23 protein-coding genes are annotated in these 17,386 nt (G+C 64.1%); 6 read left to right on the plus strand and 17 right to left on the minus strand.

Features of this window, described 5'->3' with window-relative positions; translation table 11 throughout:
* Positions 1 to 51: 51 nt before the first annotated feature.
* The 12 genes from ACFWBQ_RS15035 to ACFWBQ_RS15090 all read right to left on the minus strand — a co-directional run bounded on the left by ACFWBQ_RS15035 (position 52) and on the right by ACFWBQ_RS15090 (position 7,382).
* The gene (locus ACFWBQ_RS15035; protein WP_385487931.1) at positions 52 to 1,188 is read right to left on the minus strand and encodes a tyrosine-type recombinase/integrase; all 1,137 of its coding nucleotides are present in this window, start codon (positions 1,186 to 1,188) and stop codon (positions 52 to 54) included.
* Positions 1,188 to 1,400 carry an excisionase family DNA-binding protein gene (locus tag ACFWBQ_RS15040; protein ID WP_385487933.1) on the minus strand — a complete coding sequence of 71 codons (213 nt, stop codon included), beginning with the start codon at positions 1,398 to 1,400 and terminating at the stop codon, positions 1,188 to 1,190. The genes ACFWBQ_RS15035 and ACFWBQ_RS15040 overlap by 1 nt, the downstream gene beginning before the upstream one ends.
* Positions 1,397 to 2,779 carry a replication initiator protein RepSA gene (gene repSA / locus ACFWBQ_RS15045; protein ID WP_385487936.1) on the minus strand — a complete coding sequence of 461 codons (1,383 nt, stop codon included), beginning with the start codon at positions 2,777 to 2,779 and terminating at the stop codon, positions 1,397 to 1,399. Before repSA ends, ACFWBQ_RS15040 begins: the two co-directional genes overlap by 4 nt.
* Positions 2,776 to 2,970 (minus strand): hypothetical protein, encoded by a 195-nt coding sequence (locus ACFWBQ_RS15050; protein ID WP_385487939.1) that lies wholly within the window; start codon positions 2,968 to 2,970, stop codon positions 2,776 to 2,778. Before ACFWBQ_RS15050 ends, repSA begins: the two co-directional genes overlap by 4 nt.
* Before the next feature lie 89 nt (positions 2,971 to 3,059).
* Entirely contained in the window at positions 3,060 to 3,380 is a 321-nt protein-coding gene (locus ACFWBQ_RS15055) for a SpdD-like protein (protein WP_385487942.1), read from the minus strand.
* 23 nt (positions 3,381 to 3,403) lie between these two features.
* Complete coding sequence (locus tag ACFWBQ_RS15060; protein WP_384605834.1) at positions 3,404 to 3,559, minus strand: hypothetical protein; 156 nt, start codon at positions 3,557 to 3,559, stop codon at positions 3,404 to 3,406.
* Positions 3,560 to 3,571: 12 nt separating this feature from the next.
* A complete protein-coding gene (locus ACFWBQ_RS15065; protein WP_385487946.1) occupies positions 3,572 to 3,763 on the minus strand; it encodes a mobile element transfer protein in 192 nt (63 codons plus the stop codon).
* A gap of 21 nt (positions 3,764 to 3,784) precedes the next feature.
* Positions 3,785 to 4,465: a DUF2637 domain-containing protein gene (locus ACFWBQ_RS15070; RefSeq protein ID WP_385488555.1), complete on the minus strand. Its 681-nt coding sequence runs from the start codon at positions 4,463 to 4,465 to the stop codon at positions 3,785 to 3,787.
* Complete coding sequence (locus ACFWBQ_RS15075; RefSeq protein ID WP_385487949.1) at positions 4,465 to 4,668, minus strand: hypothetical protein; 204 nt, start codon at positions 4,666 to 4,668, stop codon at positions 4,465 to 4,467. The genes ACFWBQ_RS15070 and ACFWBQ_RS15075 overlap by 1 nt, the downstream gene beginning before the upstream one ends.
* A gap of 83 nt (positions 4,669 to 4,751) precedes the next feature.
* Positions 4,752 to 6,107: an FtsK/SpoIIIE domain-containing protein gene (locus ACFWBQ_RS15080; RefSeq protein ID WP_385487952.1), complete on the minus strand. Its 1,356-nt coding sequence runs from the start codon at positions 6,105 to 6,107 to the stop codon at positions 4,752 to 4,754.
* Between the two features lie 2 nt (positions 6,108 to 6,109).
* A complete protein-coding gene (locus ACFWBQ_RS15085; RefSeq protein WP_385487954.1) occupies positions 6,110 to 6,463 on the minus strand; it encodes a hypothetical protein in 354 nt (117 codons plus the stop codon).
* Between the two features lie 139 nt (positions 6,464 to 6,602).
* Positions 6,603 to 7,382, minus strand: a complete 780-nt coding sequence (locus tag ACFWBQ_RS15090; RefSeq protein ID WP_385487957.1) for a GntR family transcriptional regulator — start codon at positions 7,380 to 7,382, stop codon at positions 6,603 to 6,605.
* A gap of 18 nt (positions 7,383 to 7,400) precedes the next feature.
* Here ACFWBQ_RS15090 and ACFWBQ_RS15095 point away from each other — a divergent pair, with 18 nt between their 5' ends.
* The 5 genes from ACFWBQ_RS15095 to ACFWBQ_RS15115 all read left to right on the plus strand — a co-directional run bounded on the left by ACFWBQ_RS15095 (position 7,401) and on the right by ACFWBQ_RS15115 (position 12,334).
* Positions 7,401 to 7,871 (plus strand): NUDIX hydrolase, encoded by a 471-nt coding sequence (locus ACFWBQ_RS15095; protein WP_385487959.1) that lies wholly within the window; start codon positions 7,401 to 7,403, stop codon positions 7,869 to 7,871.
* Positions 7,872 to 7,885: 14 nt separating this feature from the next.
* Positions 7,886 to 8,155: a hypothetical protein gene (locus tag ACFWBQ_RS15100; protein ID WP_385487962.1), complete on the plus strand. Its 270-nt coding sequence runs from the start codon at positions 7,886 to 7,888 to the stop codon at positions 8,153 to 8,155.
* A 554-nt stretch (positions 8,156 to 8,709) separates the two neighbouring features.
* A complete protein-coding gene (locus tag ACFWBQ_RS15105) occupies positions 8,710 to 9,894 on the plus strand; it encodes an ABC-three component system protein (RefSeq protein ID WP_385487964.1) in 1,185 nt (394 codons plus the stop codon).
* A complete protein-coding gene (locus tag ACFWBQ_RS15110; protein WP_385487966.1) occupies positions 9,891 to 10,397 on the plus strand; it encodes a three component ABC system middle component in 507 nt (168 codons plus the stop codon). The genes ACFWBQ_RS15105 and ACFWBQ_RS15110 overlap by 4 nt, the downstream gene beginning before the upstream one ends.
* The gene (locus ACFWBQ_RS15115) at positions 10,394 to 12,334 is read left to right on the plus strand and encodes a DUF3732 domain-containing protein (RefSeq protein ID WP_385487969.1); all 1,941 of its coding nucleotides are present in this window, start codon (positions 10,394 to 10,396) and stop codon (positions 12,332 to 12,334) included. Before ACFWBQ_RS15110 ends, ACFWBQ_RS15115 begins: the two co-directional genes overlap by 4 nt.
* Before the next feature lie 176 nt (positions 12,335 to 12,510).
* Here ACFWBQ_RS15115 and ACFWBQ_RS15120 read toward each other — a convergent pair whose 3' ends face one another.
* The 4 genes from ACFWBQ_RS15120 to ACFWBQ_RS15135 form a co-directional block, all read right to left on the minus strand.
* Positions 12,511 to 12,819, minus strand: coding sequence for a hypothetical protein (locus tag ACFWBQ_RS15120; protein ID WP_385487972.1), 309 nt, complete (start codon positions 12,817 to 12,819; stop codon positions 12,511 to 12,513).
* Positions 12,816 to 13,559: a GntR family transcriptional regulator gene (locus ACFWBQ_RS15125; RefSeq protein ID WP_385487975.1), complete on the minus strand. Its 744-nt coding sequence runs from the start codon at positions 13,557 to 13,559 to the stop codon at positions 12,816 to 12,818. Before ACFWBQ_RS15125 ends, ACFWBQ_RS15120 begins: the two co-directional genes overlap by 4 nt.
* Positions 13,556 to 13,780, minus strand: coding sequence for a hypothetical protein (locus ACFWBQ_RS15130; RefSeq protein WP_385487978.1), 225 nt, complete (start codon positions 13,778 to 13,780; stop codon positions 13,556 to 13,558). The genes ACFWBQ_RS15125 and ACFWBQ_RS15130 overlap by 4 nt, the downstream gene beginning before the upstream one ends.
* Before the next feature lie 523 nt (positions 13,781 to 14,303).
* Positions 14,304 to 14,582 (minus strand): hypothetical protein, encoded by a 279-nt coding sequence (locus tag ACFWBQ_RS15135; RefSeq protein WP_385487981.1) that lies wholly within the window; start codon positions 14,580 to 14,582, stop codon positions 14,304 to 14,306.
* A gap of 78 nt (positions 14,583 to 14,660) precedes the next feature.
* Between ACFWBQ_RS15135 and ACFWBQ_RS15140 the strand changes: the two genes are divergently transcribed.
* Positions 14,661 to 15,416: a GntR family transcriptional regulator gene (locus ACFWBQ_RS15140; protein WP_385487984.1), complete on the plus strand. Its 756-nt coding sequence runs from the start codon at positions 14,661 to 14,663 to the stop codon at positions 15,414 to 15,416.
* Between the two features lie 470 nt (positions 15,417 to 15,886).
* Here the strand turns inward: ACFWBQ_RS15140 and ACFWBQ_RS15145 are convergent, their stop codons facing one another.
* On the minus strand, positions 15,887 to 17,188 hold the full coding sequence (locus ACFWBQ_RS15145; RefSeq protein ID WP_385487986.1) for a hypothetical protein: 1,302 nt from the start codon (positions 17,186 to 17,188) through the stop codon (positions 15,887 to 15,889).
* Positions 17,189 to 17,386: the final 198 nt, after the last annotated feature.

The raw sequence follows: 17,386 nt of genomic DNA on the forward strand, positions 1-17,386 counted from the left end.
GGGCCTTGTTCGTTCCTCAGCCGCGGGGGCGGGGGAGAGGCGTCGTGCCAGTCACGTGCCAGATGCGTCGCCGGGTTCTGCCGGCCGGACCCTTCTGATCTGATCGTCGACGTGAGCGGCGATCGCATGGTCACGGCCGTTCACCAGGTGCTGGTAGATCAGCGCGGCACGCACCGACGAGTGGCCCATGCGTTGCATCAGCTCGCGGGTGGTCGCACCGCCGGTCGCGGCGAGGGTGTTCCCGGTGTGGCGCAGATCGTGGAAGTGGACGTCTCCCAGGCCGGTCGTCTCCAGGGCCCGCAGCCACAGGCGGCGGAAGTTGTTCCGGCGAAGCTGCCCGCCCCTCGCTCCCGTGAAGAGCAGCCCGGTGCGACCCGGCTCGGCGTAGGTAGCGAGGTGAGCAGCCAGGCTCTCCGTCAGCGAGGCGGGGAAGGCGACGGTCCGCACACCGGCCGCACTTTTGGGCGCCTTGACCAGGATGCCGTCCGTCCGAGTCTCGGCCAGGGCACGCCGTACGGCGACGGTCCGCCGATCGAGGTCGACGTCATGGCGCTGGAGCGCGGCGAGCTCCCCGAAGCGGAGGCCGGTGAAGGCCGCCAGGAGGATGAACACTCGGAAGCGCGCCGGCACGGCGTCGGCGAGCTGGAAGACCTCGGTGACATCGAGGAACGGCCGCTCGGCTGTCTTGGCCGCACCGGCGCCCTTGATACGACAGGGGTTGCGCTGGATCAGTTCGTCGTCGACCGCGGTGTTCATGATGGCGCGGAGGATCTGATACGCCTTGGCGACCGTCGGCTCACCGACACCGGACTCCAGGAGGCCGGCGCGCCAGCGGCGGATCTGCGGTGTGGTGATCTCACTCAGGACCACGTTCGCGAAGGTCGGCAGGATGTGGAGACGTAGGGCGCTGCCGTTGCGCTCGCGGGTGGTCGCCGCGTAGTTGCGCTCCTTGAACCAGGCTTCGGCGTACACCCCGAACAGGACCTTGTCGTCCGGGTTCTTCCACCGGCCGTCGAGGATCTCCGCTTCCTTGCGGACGAGCCACCGATCAGCATCGGTCTGAGTGGGGAAGGTCTCCGGCGCCGAACGCAGCAGACCATCGGGGCCGGGATACCGGGCCTGAAAGCGGCCGGACGGCAGCTTGCGGACCGAACCGAACCGGCGACGCTTCCCTTTCTGGTTTGCCATCAGGCCACCGCCCCGAAGCGCCGCCGACTCGTGACGATCGGCTGGACGGTGTTGGCCGCGACGAAGTCAGCCAACGCGCCCTCAGGGATGCGGACATGCCGCCCCACCTTCACGAACACGATCCGCCGTTCGGCGATCAGACGCCGAGGGAAGCGCGCGGTTGTACCGAGGAGTTGAGCGGCCTCCTCCACCGTGAGCAGTCGGTCAGTCATGCGGCCATGTCTCCTTCCAGGGCGAGGGCTTCGCGGGCGGTTTCTCGGTTGTGTTGCAGGTCTCTGGCGATCGAGGCGGCGAGGACAGACTCGCCGGGGCTGTGCCCCTGCCCGGCGTACTGCCAGTCGGTGAGGACGAGGACGGTCGGGTCCTGGCCGGGGTCGGGCAGGCCGAGTTCTTCGCGTTGTTGGGCGGCGCGGTAGTCGGCGCGGATCTGGCGGAGTGCGCCGAGGGTGGTGGAGTAGCGGCGGGACTTGGAGGAGAAGTGGCCGCGGAAGCCGAGCATGTGGGCCCACGCGCTCAGTCGCCGGTCCGGGTAGAGCGGAGCGAGGTCGAAGCAGGCTTCGATGAGGCGGCGCGGGTGGGCGGGTACCTCGAGGAGGACCAGGGCCTCGCGGTTGCCGACGCGGCGGTCGATGGTGCCGGTTGTCTCGGCGGCTTTGGTGGCGTACTTGGCGACGTAGGAGGCGACTGCCTGTTCGGTGATGTCGGTGCCGGCGTCGAAGGCGCGGATGGGGCGGATGTCGAGCTGGGTGCCCCAGCGGAGCGGGCGGTCGGGTTGGCCGGCGGCGGCCGGGACGGTGATGGTCGTGTACGCGTGTACGGCGGCGGAGCGGATGGCGTCGTCGAGCAGCTGCACGGAGGCCCAGGAGGGCGGCGGGCTGTCGGGTCCGTCCGGGCCGTCGAGGCGCATGACGGCGTGGAAGTGAACGGCCCCGCGCTTTTGGAACTCGGCGACCTTCCCGTACGACACCCGTGCCGTTTCCTTGAGTTCGCGTTGGGTGAGGCCGGCGCGGGCGGCGATCTCGCGCCGGAGCCGGTTGGTGAAGCGCTGCCACAGGTCCCCGGCGTGGTTGTTGAAGAGGACCGCCCCCGCGTAGTCGTACGACTCGGGGTCCAGCGGAGTACCAAGGGCGTCATCGTCGGGACGGTGGGTGGTGCCGCATCGGCAGCGGCCGGCATCGGGGCGGTTGTGGACGGGGCCGAAGGACGGGGCGGTGAGCGTGGCGAAGACGCGGGGGTGGTCGCGGACGGTGGCGGGGACGTCCTTGTCCTGGTCGCCCGCGAGCCCGGCGCGGATCAAGTGGTAGGTGTCGGCGGAGTAGGTCCAGGCGCAGGCCGGGCAGCGGGAAGCACGGCGGTTGCCGCAGGCGACGCGGAGCCGTCCGCCAGGCTCGGTGTCGGTGGAGTAGCGGTACAGGGTCTGGCCGGTGGTCTTGTCCTTGGTGAGCGTCCAGCCGGAGAGGTGGATGGGGTTGGAGCAGCCGCCGGTGCGGCGGATCTGGTCCTGCCAGCGGTCGAAGCCGGTGGACCCGGCCACCCGCAGCAGATCGCCGAGGGTGGCCGGGTCCAGGCCCGCGAGGATCGAGGCGGTCACGCGTGCTCCCGCTGGACGACCGGGGCCGGTGCCGGGGTGCGGGTCGTACCGGTGCCGTGGCAGGGGCGGCAGGTGATCAGGAGGGTGGCGCGGGTGCCGTCGTCGAGGAGCGTTCCGGTGTCGATGGCGACGGCGGGGAAGCCGTCGCAGTCCGGGCAGATACGCGTCGGGGCAGGGCTGTGCTGGGCCATGATGGTGGTCCTCTCGATTGCGGTTGGAAGGGGCCGGACCGTCCGGGCGGCGGCGATGCTTGGCGGCTTGTGCGCCGCCCGGAGGCCGGTCAGCGGTGCTGGTTGTCGGAGGCGATGAGCGAGCGGATGACCAGGGCGCAGATGGCGACGGATGCGCCGGTGATGGCGACCGCGAGGAGCATCGAGACCAGGACCGCGCCGACGACCAGGACAACAGCCGTCCCACCACCCACGAGAGCGATGACGGCGCCGGGCGTGAGCTGAACGGTCGGCCGGGCCGCAGCGGTCGGGACAGCCAACGGCGTGGGGCTCGGCGAGTGGTGCTGGACCACGGCGGTCGGCTCCAGGACGGCCGGCGGGGTGATGAGGCCGGTGGGCTGGGGCATGGTGGGGACCTTGGGCTTGAGCATGGTGGATCTCCCTTCGCGGGTGGTTACTTGACGGCGGTGTCGATGACGGGGGCGAGCAGGCTGTCGGCGAGGAGGTAGCCGCCGAGCAGGAGGACCGCGACGAGCCAGAGCGGCGGGCGGATGAGCTTGATGCCGAGCCAGCCGACGATGATCAGGGCGAACCAGAGGGGGACGTCCACGGGGCCGTTCTCCTATCGGGCGGTGCAGCGGTGGGTGCGGGCGGCGAGCTGTGCGGCGGTCTGGCTGGAGTAGTCGGCGGACCAGCCGCAGCGGTCAGCGCTGCAGACGGCGGCGTGTTTGGTGTGGCCGTGGCGGTCGCGGTGGGTGCCGATCTGCACCGGGCCGATCCGCATCACGGAGTGGAAGTGGTCACGAGTGGGCATGACGGTGGTTCTCCCTTCGGTTCAGGCGAGTTGGGCGGCGATGGTCTCGGCGAGCTGCGGTGGGACACCGAGTCGGGCGCGCAGGGTGTCGGTGTCGATCCGGGTGCCGGTGCGGGCGTGGTGGTCGTCGGCGAGCTTGCGGGCGTGGTCCACCAGCGCGGCTGGGACCGACGGACCAGCCGGGACGACGGTGGTAGCGGGGGCGAGTGCCGGGGTGTCCTCGGCAGCCGCGGCGATAGGCGAGGGCTCCGGTCGCGGGTCGGGGGCCGGTTCCCGCTCGACTTGCGGAGTGGGCTCCGGGGCTACGGGTGCCGGCGGAACCGACTCCGGCGCCTCGGTGGAGTGGGAGTGGGCGAGGAGGGTGCCGCCGAGGAAGGCGAGGGCGGGCCAGCCCGCGATGCCGAACCGCAGCCAGGCCGGCGGATGCGCGAGGTCGAGGAATCCGGCGGTGGCGACGTTGGCGCCGAGCGAGGCGAACAAGGCGATCAGGAACCAGCACCAGGCCAGCCGGGACGGGCCCTCACTGCGCAGGCGTCGCCATGCGGCGACCAGCAGCAGATCAACGCTGATCGGGTAGGCCCATGCCTTCCATCCGTCCTGACCGGCGGCGGCGGCGAGGTCGTGGAGGTGTGCGAAGGACAGGGCACCGGCGATGACGGCCTGGACCAGGACGGCGTCCACGCGGAACGCGGGGCGGGCCATCACGACCCGCCGGGGTAGTCGGGGCCGTCGGCGGGGTCGTAGCCGGGCGGGAACATGCCCGGCGGGGGCTCGGGAAGCGACGCGGCCAGGGACGGGCCGATGGTGTCGATGAAGTCGTCGTCGGCGCCGGGCGTGTTGGCGTACAGAGCCAGGGCGCCGAGCATCAGCACGGTGCGGTGGAAGTCCTCGATGTGCTCACACATGGGAGTTGGTCTCCCTTCCTTCAGACATGGAGCGGGTAGGGACCTGGCGCGATGCGGTCGCGCCAACCGGGGTGCGGGAGGGATTAGGCGGTGGCGGTGGCTGCTTTGGCGAGCGGCTCGGGGGCCGGGGCCAGGGCGCCGACGACGGGCCGGAAGGCTGCCAGGACGGGCAGGTCCGGGGTGCGGTCGGCGTGCCGGTTGCAGATGTTCACGGCCTGGCGCAGGGAGGTGTGGGGGGCGCGGATGCGGGCCCAGCCGCCGGAGGAGTCGCCGGTGACGGCGATGCCGGGCGTTTCGGTGGGGATTTGGATAGCGGCCAGGACGGCGTCGGGGGCGATGTCGCCGAAGGCCATGTTGGCGGAGGACTCGTCGTTCACGCGGTGGGCGGTGCGGCCGGTGAGCTGGGCGCGGAGCATGGTGATGCCCTTGCCGAGTTCGGAGCCGAAGCGCTGTCCGCAGATCTCCAGGTAGATCCCCGCGGCACGGCCGAGTTGGGCGAGGCGGACCAGTGCCGTGATGATCCGGTCGCGGCGCTTCTCCTCATCCTTCGAGGCGAAGAGGGCAAGTTCGGCGACCTCGTCCACCAGGACCACGACCGGAACGGGGCGCAGGTGGTCGGGCAGGTCCCAGATGTCAGCGGCGATCTCCGCGTCCGGCACGTTCACCGTGATCCGCTGCTCGGCCCGGATCAGTTGGTAGACGTCCTCCATGTGCGTGACGAGCGCTTCAAGCAGGTCAAGGGCCGTATCGGGGTTGTCGGCGAGTGCGGAAAACCGGCGGGCCAGCGGGAAGAGCTCGACGCCCTGCTTGCAGTCGATCCCCACCAGCGCCACGTCCATGGGTGCAAGGCCGGCCACCAGGTTGCGCTGATACACGGACTTCCCCGACTCCGTGGCGCCGAGGGTGAGCCCGTGCGGAACAGCGCGGTAGTCGCGGTAGTGGACTGCCCCGTCCTCCCGCAGGGCGACCGGGACCCGCATCGGTGCCGGGTCAGTCTTGGTGGGCATCTGCACCCGCTTAAGGACGTCGTAGCCGGTCATCCGCACTTCGACGACGCCGGAGCGCAGTTCGCGGGAGGTCACGCCGTACATGCCGAACGAGTGCCGCAGCCGGTCTGTTGCGGCGGAGACGTCGAAGGCGTCCTGTCCGGGGCGGAGCTTGAGGCGGAGCACGAGGCCGGTGCGGGTGGGGCGGATGCGCAGGATGCGCGGGGCGCGGGACTCCGGTGCGGGCCGGTTGGCCATCCGGGCGAGGGCCAGGCGCCAGCGGGAGGGCGGGACGGTCAGTCCGCACGCGTCCATCACGGAGACGTAGCGGACCGAGACCCGCAGCGCGGCTAAGAGGGCGCCGAAGGCCAGCCAGTACCAGGCGGGGCGCCGCCACCGCAGGATCACTGCGGCAGCGACAACCAGCACCAGGGCGACCGTGAAGCCGGTCATGGTCAGGCCGCCTTCGAGGCCGATGCAGCGGCGGCGAGCGAGGTGACCGCGACCGCACGGAACGCGATCCCGTGCTTCTTCTGTCCGTTGAACTCGTTCTCCCACGCCGAGGCGACCAGCCCCGTCAGCGCGACCGGAGTACCCATCGCCAGGTCCTCGGAGACGCCCGGCTGAGGAACGGTGAGCTTCAGGATCTCCACCTCGTCCGGCGTGGAGAACATGACCTCCACCGTCATCAGCGTCACGCCGTCCTTGTCGAGCGCGATCTCACCGGTACGGCGGTCCTTGACCTTCGGCTGGGGAGCCTTGGCAACCATCACGGTCGCGTTGGTGGTGTCGACGGGAATCTGACGCACAGCAGATCGCTCCTCTATAGGTGCCGAGCTCCATCACTCATGTATATGAGTGATATGAAGAAGAGTGCAGCGCTCCTGTACATGAGTCAACCCGCCGCGAAGAGGAAATCGCAGCGGGTTGAGGGGAGTTGAGTGCGCGTCAGTCAGCGGCAGGGATCCGGTAGCTGAAAACGAACTGGTCAGCGGCCATAAGGGTGTCGCAGACCTCGACCACACGACCCTCTTCGGTCACGGCATCGCGGATGAGATGAACGACCGGGGCGCCGGGACTCAGCGCGAGTTCGGAGGACTCCGCCTTCGAGGCCGGCCGCGCCTGGAGGGTCTCGACGAACTCCGCGAAGACATGGCCGTCGTCCTCAAGTCGGGCGTAGATCCCACCGGGGCCGGGGTTCTCCGAGAACAGCTCCGGGATGTCCTTCACGACGTCCCACGGCAGGTACGACGTAGCGGTCTCGACCGGAGTGCCATTGCGGAAGTAGAGGCGACGGCGGGCCAGCACCTTGGTTCCGGGGTCGACGTCGAGGCGATCCGCGATGTCGTCGGGTGCGTCGGCCGGCCCGATGAACAACACGCTCACCTTGGCGGTCGCGCCGGCCTGCTCCGACTCTGCTAGGTACGCGGCCTTGCCACCCTTGCGATGCGAGCGCCGGAACCGGTCCGAGGACCGATGGCGCACCGGGGGCCGGGCCTTCACCAAGGAGCCCTTGCCATGCCGGGTCTCCACCAGGCCGCTCGCGCGTACCTCCACCATGGCCTTGCGGATCGTGCCGCCGGACACCCCGTAGCGGTCGACCAACTCGGACTCACTCGGCACCATGCCGCCAGGCTTCAGGACACCTGCCCTGATCTGCTGAACGATCTCGTCGGCGATCTGAACGTACCGGGGTACGGCCCTGCCACCTCCTACTGCTGTTCCCATCGACCTACTCACTCTCCTATGCTCCTGTACATGAGTAACAGCGCCCAGGAAGCTCCGTCAACGCCGAAGCACAGTGTGTCCGTGGCGGGGGCAGTCGTGCGCGAGGACGGACGGCTCCTGGCGATCCGCCGCGCAGACAACGGGACATGGGAGCTGCCGGGCGGAGTGCTGGAGCTGGAGGAGTCTCCGGAACAAGGCGTCAGCCGCGAGATCTGGGAAGAGACCGGCATTCACGTCGAGGTCGACCAGCTCACGGGCGTCTACAAGAACACGGCCAGAGGCATCGTCGCCATGGTCTTCCGGTGCAAGCCCTCCGGGGGCACCGAGCGCACATCAGCCGAGTCAACCGCGGTCGACTGGCTCACGCCGGAGCAGATCACCGAGCGCATGTCCGAGGTCTACGCGATCCGCCTGCTCGATGCCCTGGACGGGGCCGGCCCTCACGTGCGGAGCCACGACGGCAAGCACCTCGTCGGCTGGAACGTGTGAGGAACAGACTGCCTGTGCAAAACGCGGGCGACACGGATGTCTGCCTGTTCATCGAGCCGTATGGCGAAGACTTCTGGATGAAGCCCGCAGACGCCTTCGAAGTGGTGCCGATGGGCGACGGCAACGTGCAGTTCTCAGTGGTCTTCGCGACGGGGCTCATCACGGTGTGGCTCTACGAGGACGGCGACCCCTACAACATGATGCTCGACTACGAGGTGGTCGATGCCAGCGGCGAGAAGCTGGAGTGCGGGCACCAGCGACCAAGTGATTCTGGCGGCATCTGAGCCTCAGGTGTTCTGGTCTGCGGGACCGCCAAGCATCAACCGAGGCCGGACACACTCTGACTCAAGCAGCGCGGTAAGACTTTCTCTACTTCATCAAGGCCCGCGCACGGCGCGGGCGCGCGCCGCCTCAGCGGCGCGGCCTGCCTCTGTCTTCGCCCCGGCTGGCCGCGCCAGGCGGCGCGCTGCGTGCTGCGGACTGAAGGCGGGAAGCCCGCTGTGGCTGGGGCGGTCGGCTCCACGGCTTTAGCCACCTCCCTGGTTCGGGTCCCGCGTCGAGCAAGACCAGGGGGCCACTCGTTCAAATTCCGGGCAGGATCACAGCCTGCCCGAGTTGCCGGCCAGCGTACGGCCCCCTGATCATGCTCGACCCCAAACCGGGCAGGCCACCGGCCAAACCCGCTCCGCCGACCTCCTCTCCCAGTGTGTCGGACTCCTGAGCGCAGCAAAGCACGGGTTACCTCGTACCAATCCGTACAAGCGACTTCACAACGGGTAATCTTCGAGGCTAAGCTTGGCAACCCTTTATGTTGTTGGTCGACTCACCGGGGGCCCGCATGGCCGACTATTCTGCCAATGAATCCATGCTCGGTTACCTATATCAGGCAAGATACGCACTGCACGCCGCCCTGAGTCGAATCCAGTCCGGATCAAGTGCAAATGTTCGAATTGAACAATTGGACGATGTCAGCTTCGATACTCCCGGGACGCCGACGGAACTGCTGCAACTGAAATATCACACGGATCCGACCACTACGATCCCTAATGCCTCGGCCGACATCTGGAAAACTCTAAGGGTTTGGCTAGACCAAGCACCCGGACATTCCTTCTCGCAGGAGAATCCTGTTTCTCGCTATCTGATCACAACGGGAAGGGCAGCAAAAGGATCAGCCGCGCACTATTTGCGTGACCGCGGGCGCGATCTGAATGAGGCAACAAAGATACTAACGAATACTGCAGAGACTTCCAAGAACGACAAGCAGCAAGACGTCTACAGCATGTTCCTCAAGTTGAAGCCAGAGGAGAGAAGCGCCTTGGTTTCAACATTTATTGTGGTTGATAACGAGCCACTGTTGGAGAATCTTGAAGTCGAACTACAGCAAAAACTGTACTTCGCCGCCTCTGAAGACAAGCGACCAGCTTTTCTTCGTCGACTAGAAGGCTGGTGGTTCCAACGATGCGTTCAGCACCTTAAGGATAAAACCGCCCCGCCAATTACGGTCGCAGAAATCCAGGAAGAGCTGGAACTAATAAGAGAGGAGTTTAGGCGTGACAATCTTCCCATCAATCCGGAGATTTTCGATATCGTCGAGGAAGAGGGGGCGGAAAGTGATTTCGTTCGCCAGCTCAAGCTAATTAATGTCACCGGACCGCGGCTAGCCGGAGCCGTTTCTTGCTACATTCGAGCTTTTGCGCAGCGATCAGAATGGGTCCGAGATGACCTACTGACACCGGGGGAACTCTCTCGCTACGAAGACCGGCTAAAGGAGGCTTGGCGAGTGCGATTCTGGGAGTCGCGAGAGGAGATCGGAGAATCCGCCGCCGAAGCAGAAAAGATCAAAGTCGCACGGGCGCTATATAAGTGGGTTGAACAAGAAGCTGACATCAGAATCCGTGATATGTGCCGCGAGGCATTTGTGATGCAGGGCACCTATCATGGTCTCGCTGACCACCGAGAGGTCGGATGGCATCCTGACTTCGAAGTGAGGTTGGCAACCTTGCTTGAGAGTGAGTCTGCATGACCCAGTGGCTTCAGCCGTTCACCAGCCAGGAAGAATCAGCTCTTTTCAATCCCGCCTTCCTTGCCGTTGTCATCCGCAAGTCTGCTGAATATTACGAAACCGAGGCAGATGGGCCGATGCCAATTTCCTTGGCATTCTTGGTAGTTCCCGCAGCCATGAGTAAACAGATTCGCGACACATTCCCCGTCACCAAAGCAACTTCGCTTGTAGTCTGGATTGACGCCCACGAGAGGGAGCGTTTGATCTTGCAAAAAAATGCTCCTGCTCTGGCGCCGGTCGTGAGAAAGGGGCTGATCCTGGGCGCACAAGCTGATCTATTTTCATTGCGAGACGCAAAAATTACGGCAACTTCGGCGCGAAGAATCAAAAATTTGGTATCACTGTCACAAGGCTCCGTCGAGGTGGCACACATCCTCAAAGTAGCCGAGCGTCTAGGGAAAAGCTTCGCAAGATCCGGTGACGTAGCTTCTATCTTTTCGACCTGGGGAGTCAGCGCAGGATGATGCAGATCCGTGAAATTGTGCTCTATTCCTGGACCGGGAAACAGCGACGCCTCCCCCTAAAGCTAAATTCTGTCAACATCATCACCGGAGATTCCGCGACCGGAAAAACTGCCCTTACGGACGTCATTGACTACTGCCTCGGTAGTGGAACTTGCGAGGTCCCTCGGGGAAAAATCACTGAGACCGTGTCATGGTACGCGCTCCATCTGCAAGTGAATGACTCCGAAGTTTTTGTAGCAAGGCAGGCGCCTGAAGAGAAGGCGCAATCGTCACAGCGAGTTTTCATTAAACAAGGATCGACAGTAAGCATCCCCAGCTATGCGGATCTTGGGCAAACCACGAATGTCGACGGCCTCATTAGCCTTCTGTCGCGGCTGCTTGAGTTCCCGGATACCGGGAACTCCGAACTGCAAGGAATCCCCAACTATGCTGTGACCTTGCGTCACGCGGCATTCTTCCTTTATCAGCAGCAGGACGAAATCATCAGCCGGCAGCGCCTTTTCCACCGCCAAGGCGAACCTTTCGTCTCAAACTCTATCCGCGAGACGCTGCCGTTCTTTCTGGGCGCTATTACTGCGGAGGACGTGCGGGTTGCGCGTCGAATCAGTCGACTAAAGAAGCGTGTGAGGGACACCTCTAAGGAAATAGCTGACCTTGAGGCAGCGGCTGATCGCGGCGGCATGCGAGCCCAGCAGCTTCTGGCCGAAGCGGCAAGCGCAGGTTTGACCACACTAATCTCTTCGGATGACGGTTCTTTGACCGTCGATGCGCTGGCTGAATTGCGGACCATTCTGGCCCTGCGGCAAAACACAAGCGCCAGATCTGGAGAGGTTGACAGTGCGCAACTTGGCAATTCCAACAGGGCACGTCAAGCTCTACTTGAGGAACGCGATCGAATCCGGAGCAGGTCCAAACGAGCTCAGAGCTCCCTTGAATCAATCGCTACGGTGCTAAGTGATAGAAGAAGCTTCGAGAGGGAGGCAAGCGAGCAACGGGCTAGGCTTTCCTTTGTACAGCTAATCCCCGACACAGACAACGACGGGTGCCCACTATGCGGATCCCAAGTAGAGGGGCACCGGGAGGAGATCGCGGGGCTTCGTGAGCATTTTGTCTCACTGAATCACATGCCTCGGTCTGTTTCATCTGAATCGCCTAGGCTTAAGGACCTTGCCGAGACCCTCAAGCGGGAGATCGATGATTGCCAGCAGGCAATTAGAAACAACTCCGCGCAGCTCGAATCAATCGAGCGGACGAACGAGCGGGAACGAAATCTCGCCCTGCAGGAAAGTGTCCAGGCGACCGTAATTGGTCGTATCGACTTCTACCTTGAGGGTGTTGGAGGGGACGAGCGCCTTCGACTACTCAGGCAAGAACTTGAGTCTCTGAAAATTCAGCTTGAAGCGGCTGAGAGTGAAGTCGACTCTGATGTCATCCGCGATAGGACGCACTCAATCGTTTCGCGACTGAACCAGCGGATGACGAATTGGTCCAGCCAACTCCCAATCGAGCATTCGGCAGATCCCATGAGGCTCGACATCAAGAAGCTGCAGATCGTGCTGGATACTCCGACTGGGCCGCTAGCAATGCCTCAAATTGGTAGTGGGCAAAGCTGGGTCGCCTATCACTTGCTAGTACATATGGCGCTCCATGAATGGTTCGCTGAACACAGCAGACCAGTTCCTGGGGTTGTGTTTTTTGACCAGCCTTCACAGGTCGGGTTCCCTGCGGATTCTGAGTACAGAGACAATGATGTGGCATCAGGCGATAGGCATACGATCGCCGACACATTCCGCTTTATAATTGACGCTGCAGGTCGAGCTGAAAGATCCTATCAAATCATCATCGCCGAACATGCTGACTTCGACGAGCAATGGTTTCAAGACTGCGTTCGAGAAAAATGGAGAAATGGCACTGCCCTAATTCCTCAAGATTGGTGATGAACTTCAGGCGCGCCAGACCATGGCAGAGCTACGTACCCAGTTACTTCGGGACGAAGCAGTCCTCAGGCCGTCCAAGGTCGACGGAAGTCGGCTGACAAAGCCAGAAGCCCATGGCATCTGATCTGGTCAGAGCCATGGGCTTCCCGTGCTGTGCTGGCCGGCGGGGCCTTGGATCAATAGGCGGACTCACGCGGATCGCTCGTTGCCCGGAGATGGCCGCGGCTCGTTGCGATGCGGTAGACGTCCCGCAGAGCCCCGGTCAGCGCACTGACCAGGCACCGCATGTCGTCGAGTGACGTCCCCTGGTCGTCGAGAGCGTCTGAGGCCTCTCCCAACAGTTCGCTCGCTGTCCCGAGTTGGATCGCTTCGATGCCGTCCGCGAGGCGAGACATGTAGCCGTCCGGGTCGTCAGTGCTCAGGTAGCAGGGCTTGTCCCCCGGGCCCGACCATGGGAGGAGCCGCAGTTCGTTCGGTGTCGTCATCCTTGAGTCGGCCTCTCATTGAGCACGTGATGGGCGGTGAAGACGGCGTCGGCTCGGTCTCCCGGAAAGGCCAGGAGCGCGGCTTCAATGACGCGGCCGGCGGCGTCGGTGGCGATGCGGGTGATCCCGAGAACGGCCATGTTGGTTCCGATGCGGAGGGCCGACGCTTCGTCTGGGGTGGGAGAGCGGGCGGAGACCGTCTCTCGGATGGTGGTCGGCGACGGGCCGAGGACGGCGAATCGCGTGGCTGCCTCCCGGCACACGGAGTCGTCGTCGATGACTCCGGCCGGGGCCAGGTCGCGCGGGATGTAAATGCGGGCCAGGCCGTGCGGTGACCCCTGTTCGAGGCTGAGGCAGGTGTACTCCGCGAGAGGGCTGCCCGTTGGCACCTTCAGCAAGGTCGTCAGCTGCATGGAGGCCGGAACCGTGGTGCTACGAACCGTGATGCGCAACGTTGGCTCAGCGGCGATCCGGGGGTCCAGCGTGCCCCAGCCGCCGACGTACATGATCTTGCGGCGGGGGTGACGTACGTAGTTCCCCTTGCCGTGGATCTTCTCGACGAGTCCTTCGCCCTGGAGCACGGCGAGAGCGCGTCGCAGGGTCACCGTGCTGACCCTGTACCGGGCAGCAAGACCTGCTTCGGACGGGAGGCGTTCGCCAGGCTTGATGCTGCCTGTCGTGATTTGGTGGCGTAGGTCGTCGGCGATGTCGTGATGGCGTCGGGGCACGGAGCCGGTCACCGCCTTCTCAGCAGTCGCAGGGCGATGAGCCGGGTACGGGCGTGTATGGCCAGCAGCTCGCCCGACTCGAAGACCAGTTGCTTGGCTCCGTGAGGGAGCTGGAAGAGGTCGCTCACTCGGCAGGCCTGACCGCCGAGTTGGATGATGTCGCCACGCTGCACGGTGGCCGCAGTGACCTCGACGGAGGAAACCAGTGCACCGCCGGGGGATCGGACCTTCACGCCATCACCTTCACGGGCACAGACGGGTCGGGGGTCGAGTGACACGGGCAGATGCACACCTCGTAGATCACCGGTACGTCGTCCGTCGTCGAAGGCGGGGACGGCTCGATGCAGGAGTGGTGCGTGCCAATCCAGCACGCGATCGAGCGGTAGGGGACGGAAGCTGCGCCCGTTGGGTGCGGTAGGCGGCGAGGAGGCATCAGTGGACCCCCGCGAGGGCCGACCAGGCATCGGCCGGCAGGTTCGGGGCAACGAGCACCGTGCGCGTCCGTACACGCTCTTCCCACGCCAGCAGGTACGGACGGACAAGCGCGACGTCCTCTCCCCTCAGCGGGTAACGGTGGACCGTGCCGACCGGAGCCCGCCCCAGGACGACGGTCGAAGCGTCAGCGGGTGCGAGGCGGGCGCGAGGGGCCAGCGGCCGGGAGGGCGTTAAGGGGCGGCGATGCCGACCTTTGGGGAAGCACCGCACTCTGGTGCGCGAGATGGCATGGCGGATACGGTTGAGCATGCTGTTCAGCCCCTATCGCTGATAGCCCGGTCCCCCGACGTCGCCCGTCGTGGGGACCGTTTTCCGTACGACCGCCCATAAGGTGCGGCCGTTCAAGCTGGTGGCCAGAAGCCCGAATCGATCGGCCTCAGCCACCGCCTCCAGGACCTCCCGCCATGAATCGACGGAGAGCGTGTCCGGTACTTCTGCCTCGACTGTCGTGAACCGGGTGTGCTCCTTCACGCGCGTGGGGAGCCCGGCGGCAGACAAGCGGGCAGCGAGAGCCGCTGCGGTCACTCCCGAAGCGGACACAAGGCAGCCTCCGTCACCAGCGATCACTTTCAGTGAAGCTAGTTAACTAGATTAGAGCTAGTGGACTAGATTTTCCATATGTCTGAGCAACCGCCGTACCTCCGCATCGCCGACGAACTCCGGCAGCGCATCGCGGAGCACGTCTGGGAACCGGGTGACCGCCTCCCCTCCCGCGCCCAGATCGGCCAGGAGTGCGGCGTGGGCGAGAACGTGGTGCGCAGGGCACAGGAGTTGCTGATCTCCCAGGGAGTGCTGGAAGGCCGGGCCGGATCGGGCACCTACGTCGCCGAGCCCCGGCAACGAGTGAGAGTCGTCCGGTCGTCGGCGCGTGAGCAGTCCAGCGGATCCCCGTTCCGCGAGGACATGAAGGCCCTTCGCCGGCAGAGCGACTGGGAGAGCCGGACCGACGCGAAAGTGCCGGCCCCGGCGGAGATCGCGACGCGGCTCGGAATCGTCGAGGGCGAGCTGTGCGTGCGTACGACGTACGAGTTCCTGGCGGACGGAAAGCCTGTCCAGCTGTCGACAAGTTGGGAACCGTACGCCGTCACTGGCGGCACCCTCGTCGTTCTCCCCGAGGGAGGACCACACGCGGGGGCCGGGGTCGTGAACCGCATGGCCGCGATCGGAGTGACTGTCAGCCATGCGGTGGAGCAGCCCGAACCGCGGCACGCGACCGCCGAGGAGGCATCGCTACTTGGCATCCAGAAGGCCGCACTCGTGACGCACATCCGGCGGACGTACTACGGCGACCAGGGCCACCCCGTGGAGACGGCGGACATCGTGGTGCCCGCAGCGCACTGCGAGATCGTCTACGAGATCCCGATCAACCGCTGACGAGCTGACCCCGGCAGCTCCAAAGCCGTGCCCCCCGCGTGCCCCTTCCGTGCCCGACAGAGCGGGAAACCAGGGGGAACAGCGGCGACCGGCAGGAACCGGGCATGGCAGAAGCCCTCGACCATACGTACTGGTCAGGGGCCTCTTGCCTGCGGTGGGTGTGGGATTTGAACCCACGGTCACATCGCTGCGACGACGGTTTTCGAGGCCGTCGCTCGGGCTATCCCACTTCACACGTGACCTTCTCGAACGTTGATTTAGTCGTAGTCGACTAACCTCTCGGCCCACAGGCGGTTCATGACGCCCCGCCACTCCACCTTGACGCAGGTGCACTCCTTCTAACTGTCCGCGTGGTTGTCCAGGGGCGTCCGTGAGTGTCCCAATTTGCAGGTCAGGCGGGGTGCGCGTCACGGCGGGGAACAAGGGTGTCTATGGGTGCACTGAGTAGAGATATAAGGGCGTCCGGAGGGTCACAGGACCTTTCCCTGTGCAATGACGATCTGTTCTGCCGCAAACCGCATTAGGGGAATTTCGCGAGCCAACTCCTCATCGTGCGCGAAAGGTGCGTACTTTGGCAATTCCCCCTCTTTGGCGTGCACCAAAGCATTCCTGACTTTGTAAATCCTTTTTGCGATTGCGCCGCGTACTGCCTCTTCATCATGCGCGCGAATGTCCACCTTACTTGCGCCAGCAAAAGGAACGTCTCTATTTGCATAGTGGCCCACCAAGTCGGCGTCGTAGGCGTCAAGGTCAGATATAAGGCGAGGAATGCTGATGAAGCTATCGAGTACCAATTGCAGGGACCGTAGTTCGTTTACCCCGCCTTCATCCTTGATTCGACCCTTAACTTTGGTGACGATGTTAACGATGGACTGGATGTCCTTACTTCGGCGGGCAGAGAAAGATGGGTCGGTGATCCCTGACCGCACCTGGCTTATCAAGTCCTCATTGAACACCTTCACGAAAAAATGCTCAGCGATATGATAGTAGGCAAGGTATTCCAATAGTGGGATTTCCGCTGCTACACCCATGAGGTAGTGATGTACCAGGTCTGCGTCGTAGGTCTGCCTGGGCGCGTCAAGAGAACCGTTTTGGCTCCTGCGCACCCGCTGGAATGCTTGGGGCCGAAACATCGCTTCTAGCCCGATTCGAGCCGCCGCATCTGTGTTATAAGCAGCATGGAAAAGGAAAGAATTGGCGAGTGTTTCAAAATCTGCGCGAGATTTTACGGCGGTGATCTGCAACGTAGTGGCGCGAAGCCCCTCGGCGATGACATCGAAAAGCGAGTCACCTTCGATTGATCGCCGACCTGTTGAAATGCGATCGCTACCTATTTGGCGTATCCGGTTTAGTATCATCCTGGCTCTCGGGGAGGTCAGGAGAACCGGATTTTGTGCAAACTTGCACAGAAGATAGGCGGCAAATTCTCGGGACGGTCTACCAACTCTAAAAGTTACGGGATTATCACCCTGCCCTTCAAACGTCTCGCCTTCGAAGAATCTATCGAAAGCGCCGACCTGATCGAGTGAGACCAAGGAGAACTCTGCTTCACTTTCCCACTGGAACGAACTCTCGGTCCTCGATTGTGCGCTGGCGAGGCGCGTTGTGATTGCGGCTATTTCGGCACTGCTCGCGCCGAGAATTACCTTTCCATCAGGTAGCGAGATGGGGTCTCGCAGAGTGAAGTCATCGCTTGCTGTTCCGTCGCTGCGGAATACCCGCCGGAGTCCTTCCATGATAGAGGTTTCGTTTATGGCTGACGATGCGCTCATGTCTATCCTTCGGTGCTCTTGAATCGCTTTTCTTGGTGCCGCTATCGAAGTATTCTGACTAGCGGAAAGCCGTTGTGCGGGAGATTGAACAAAGTCGAACATCAGTACGCATCTCAGAGGGGTTACTTGGGATGCACCTACTGAGTGACAGCACGTCTGTGAGCTGGAGTGAGGCGCTGGCGGGCACGGGCAGCCAGC

This window comes from Streptomyces sp. NPDC060035, assembly GCF_042736635.1.
Lineage (GTDB): Bacteria > Actinomycetota > Actinomycetes > Streptomycetales > Streptomycetaceae > Streptomyces.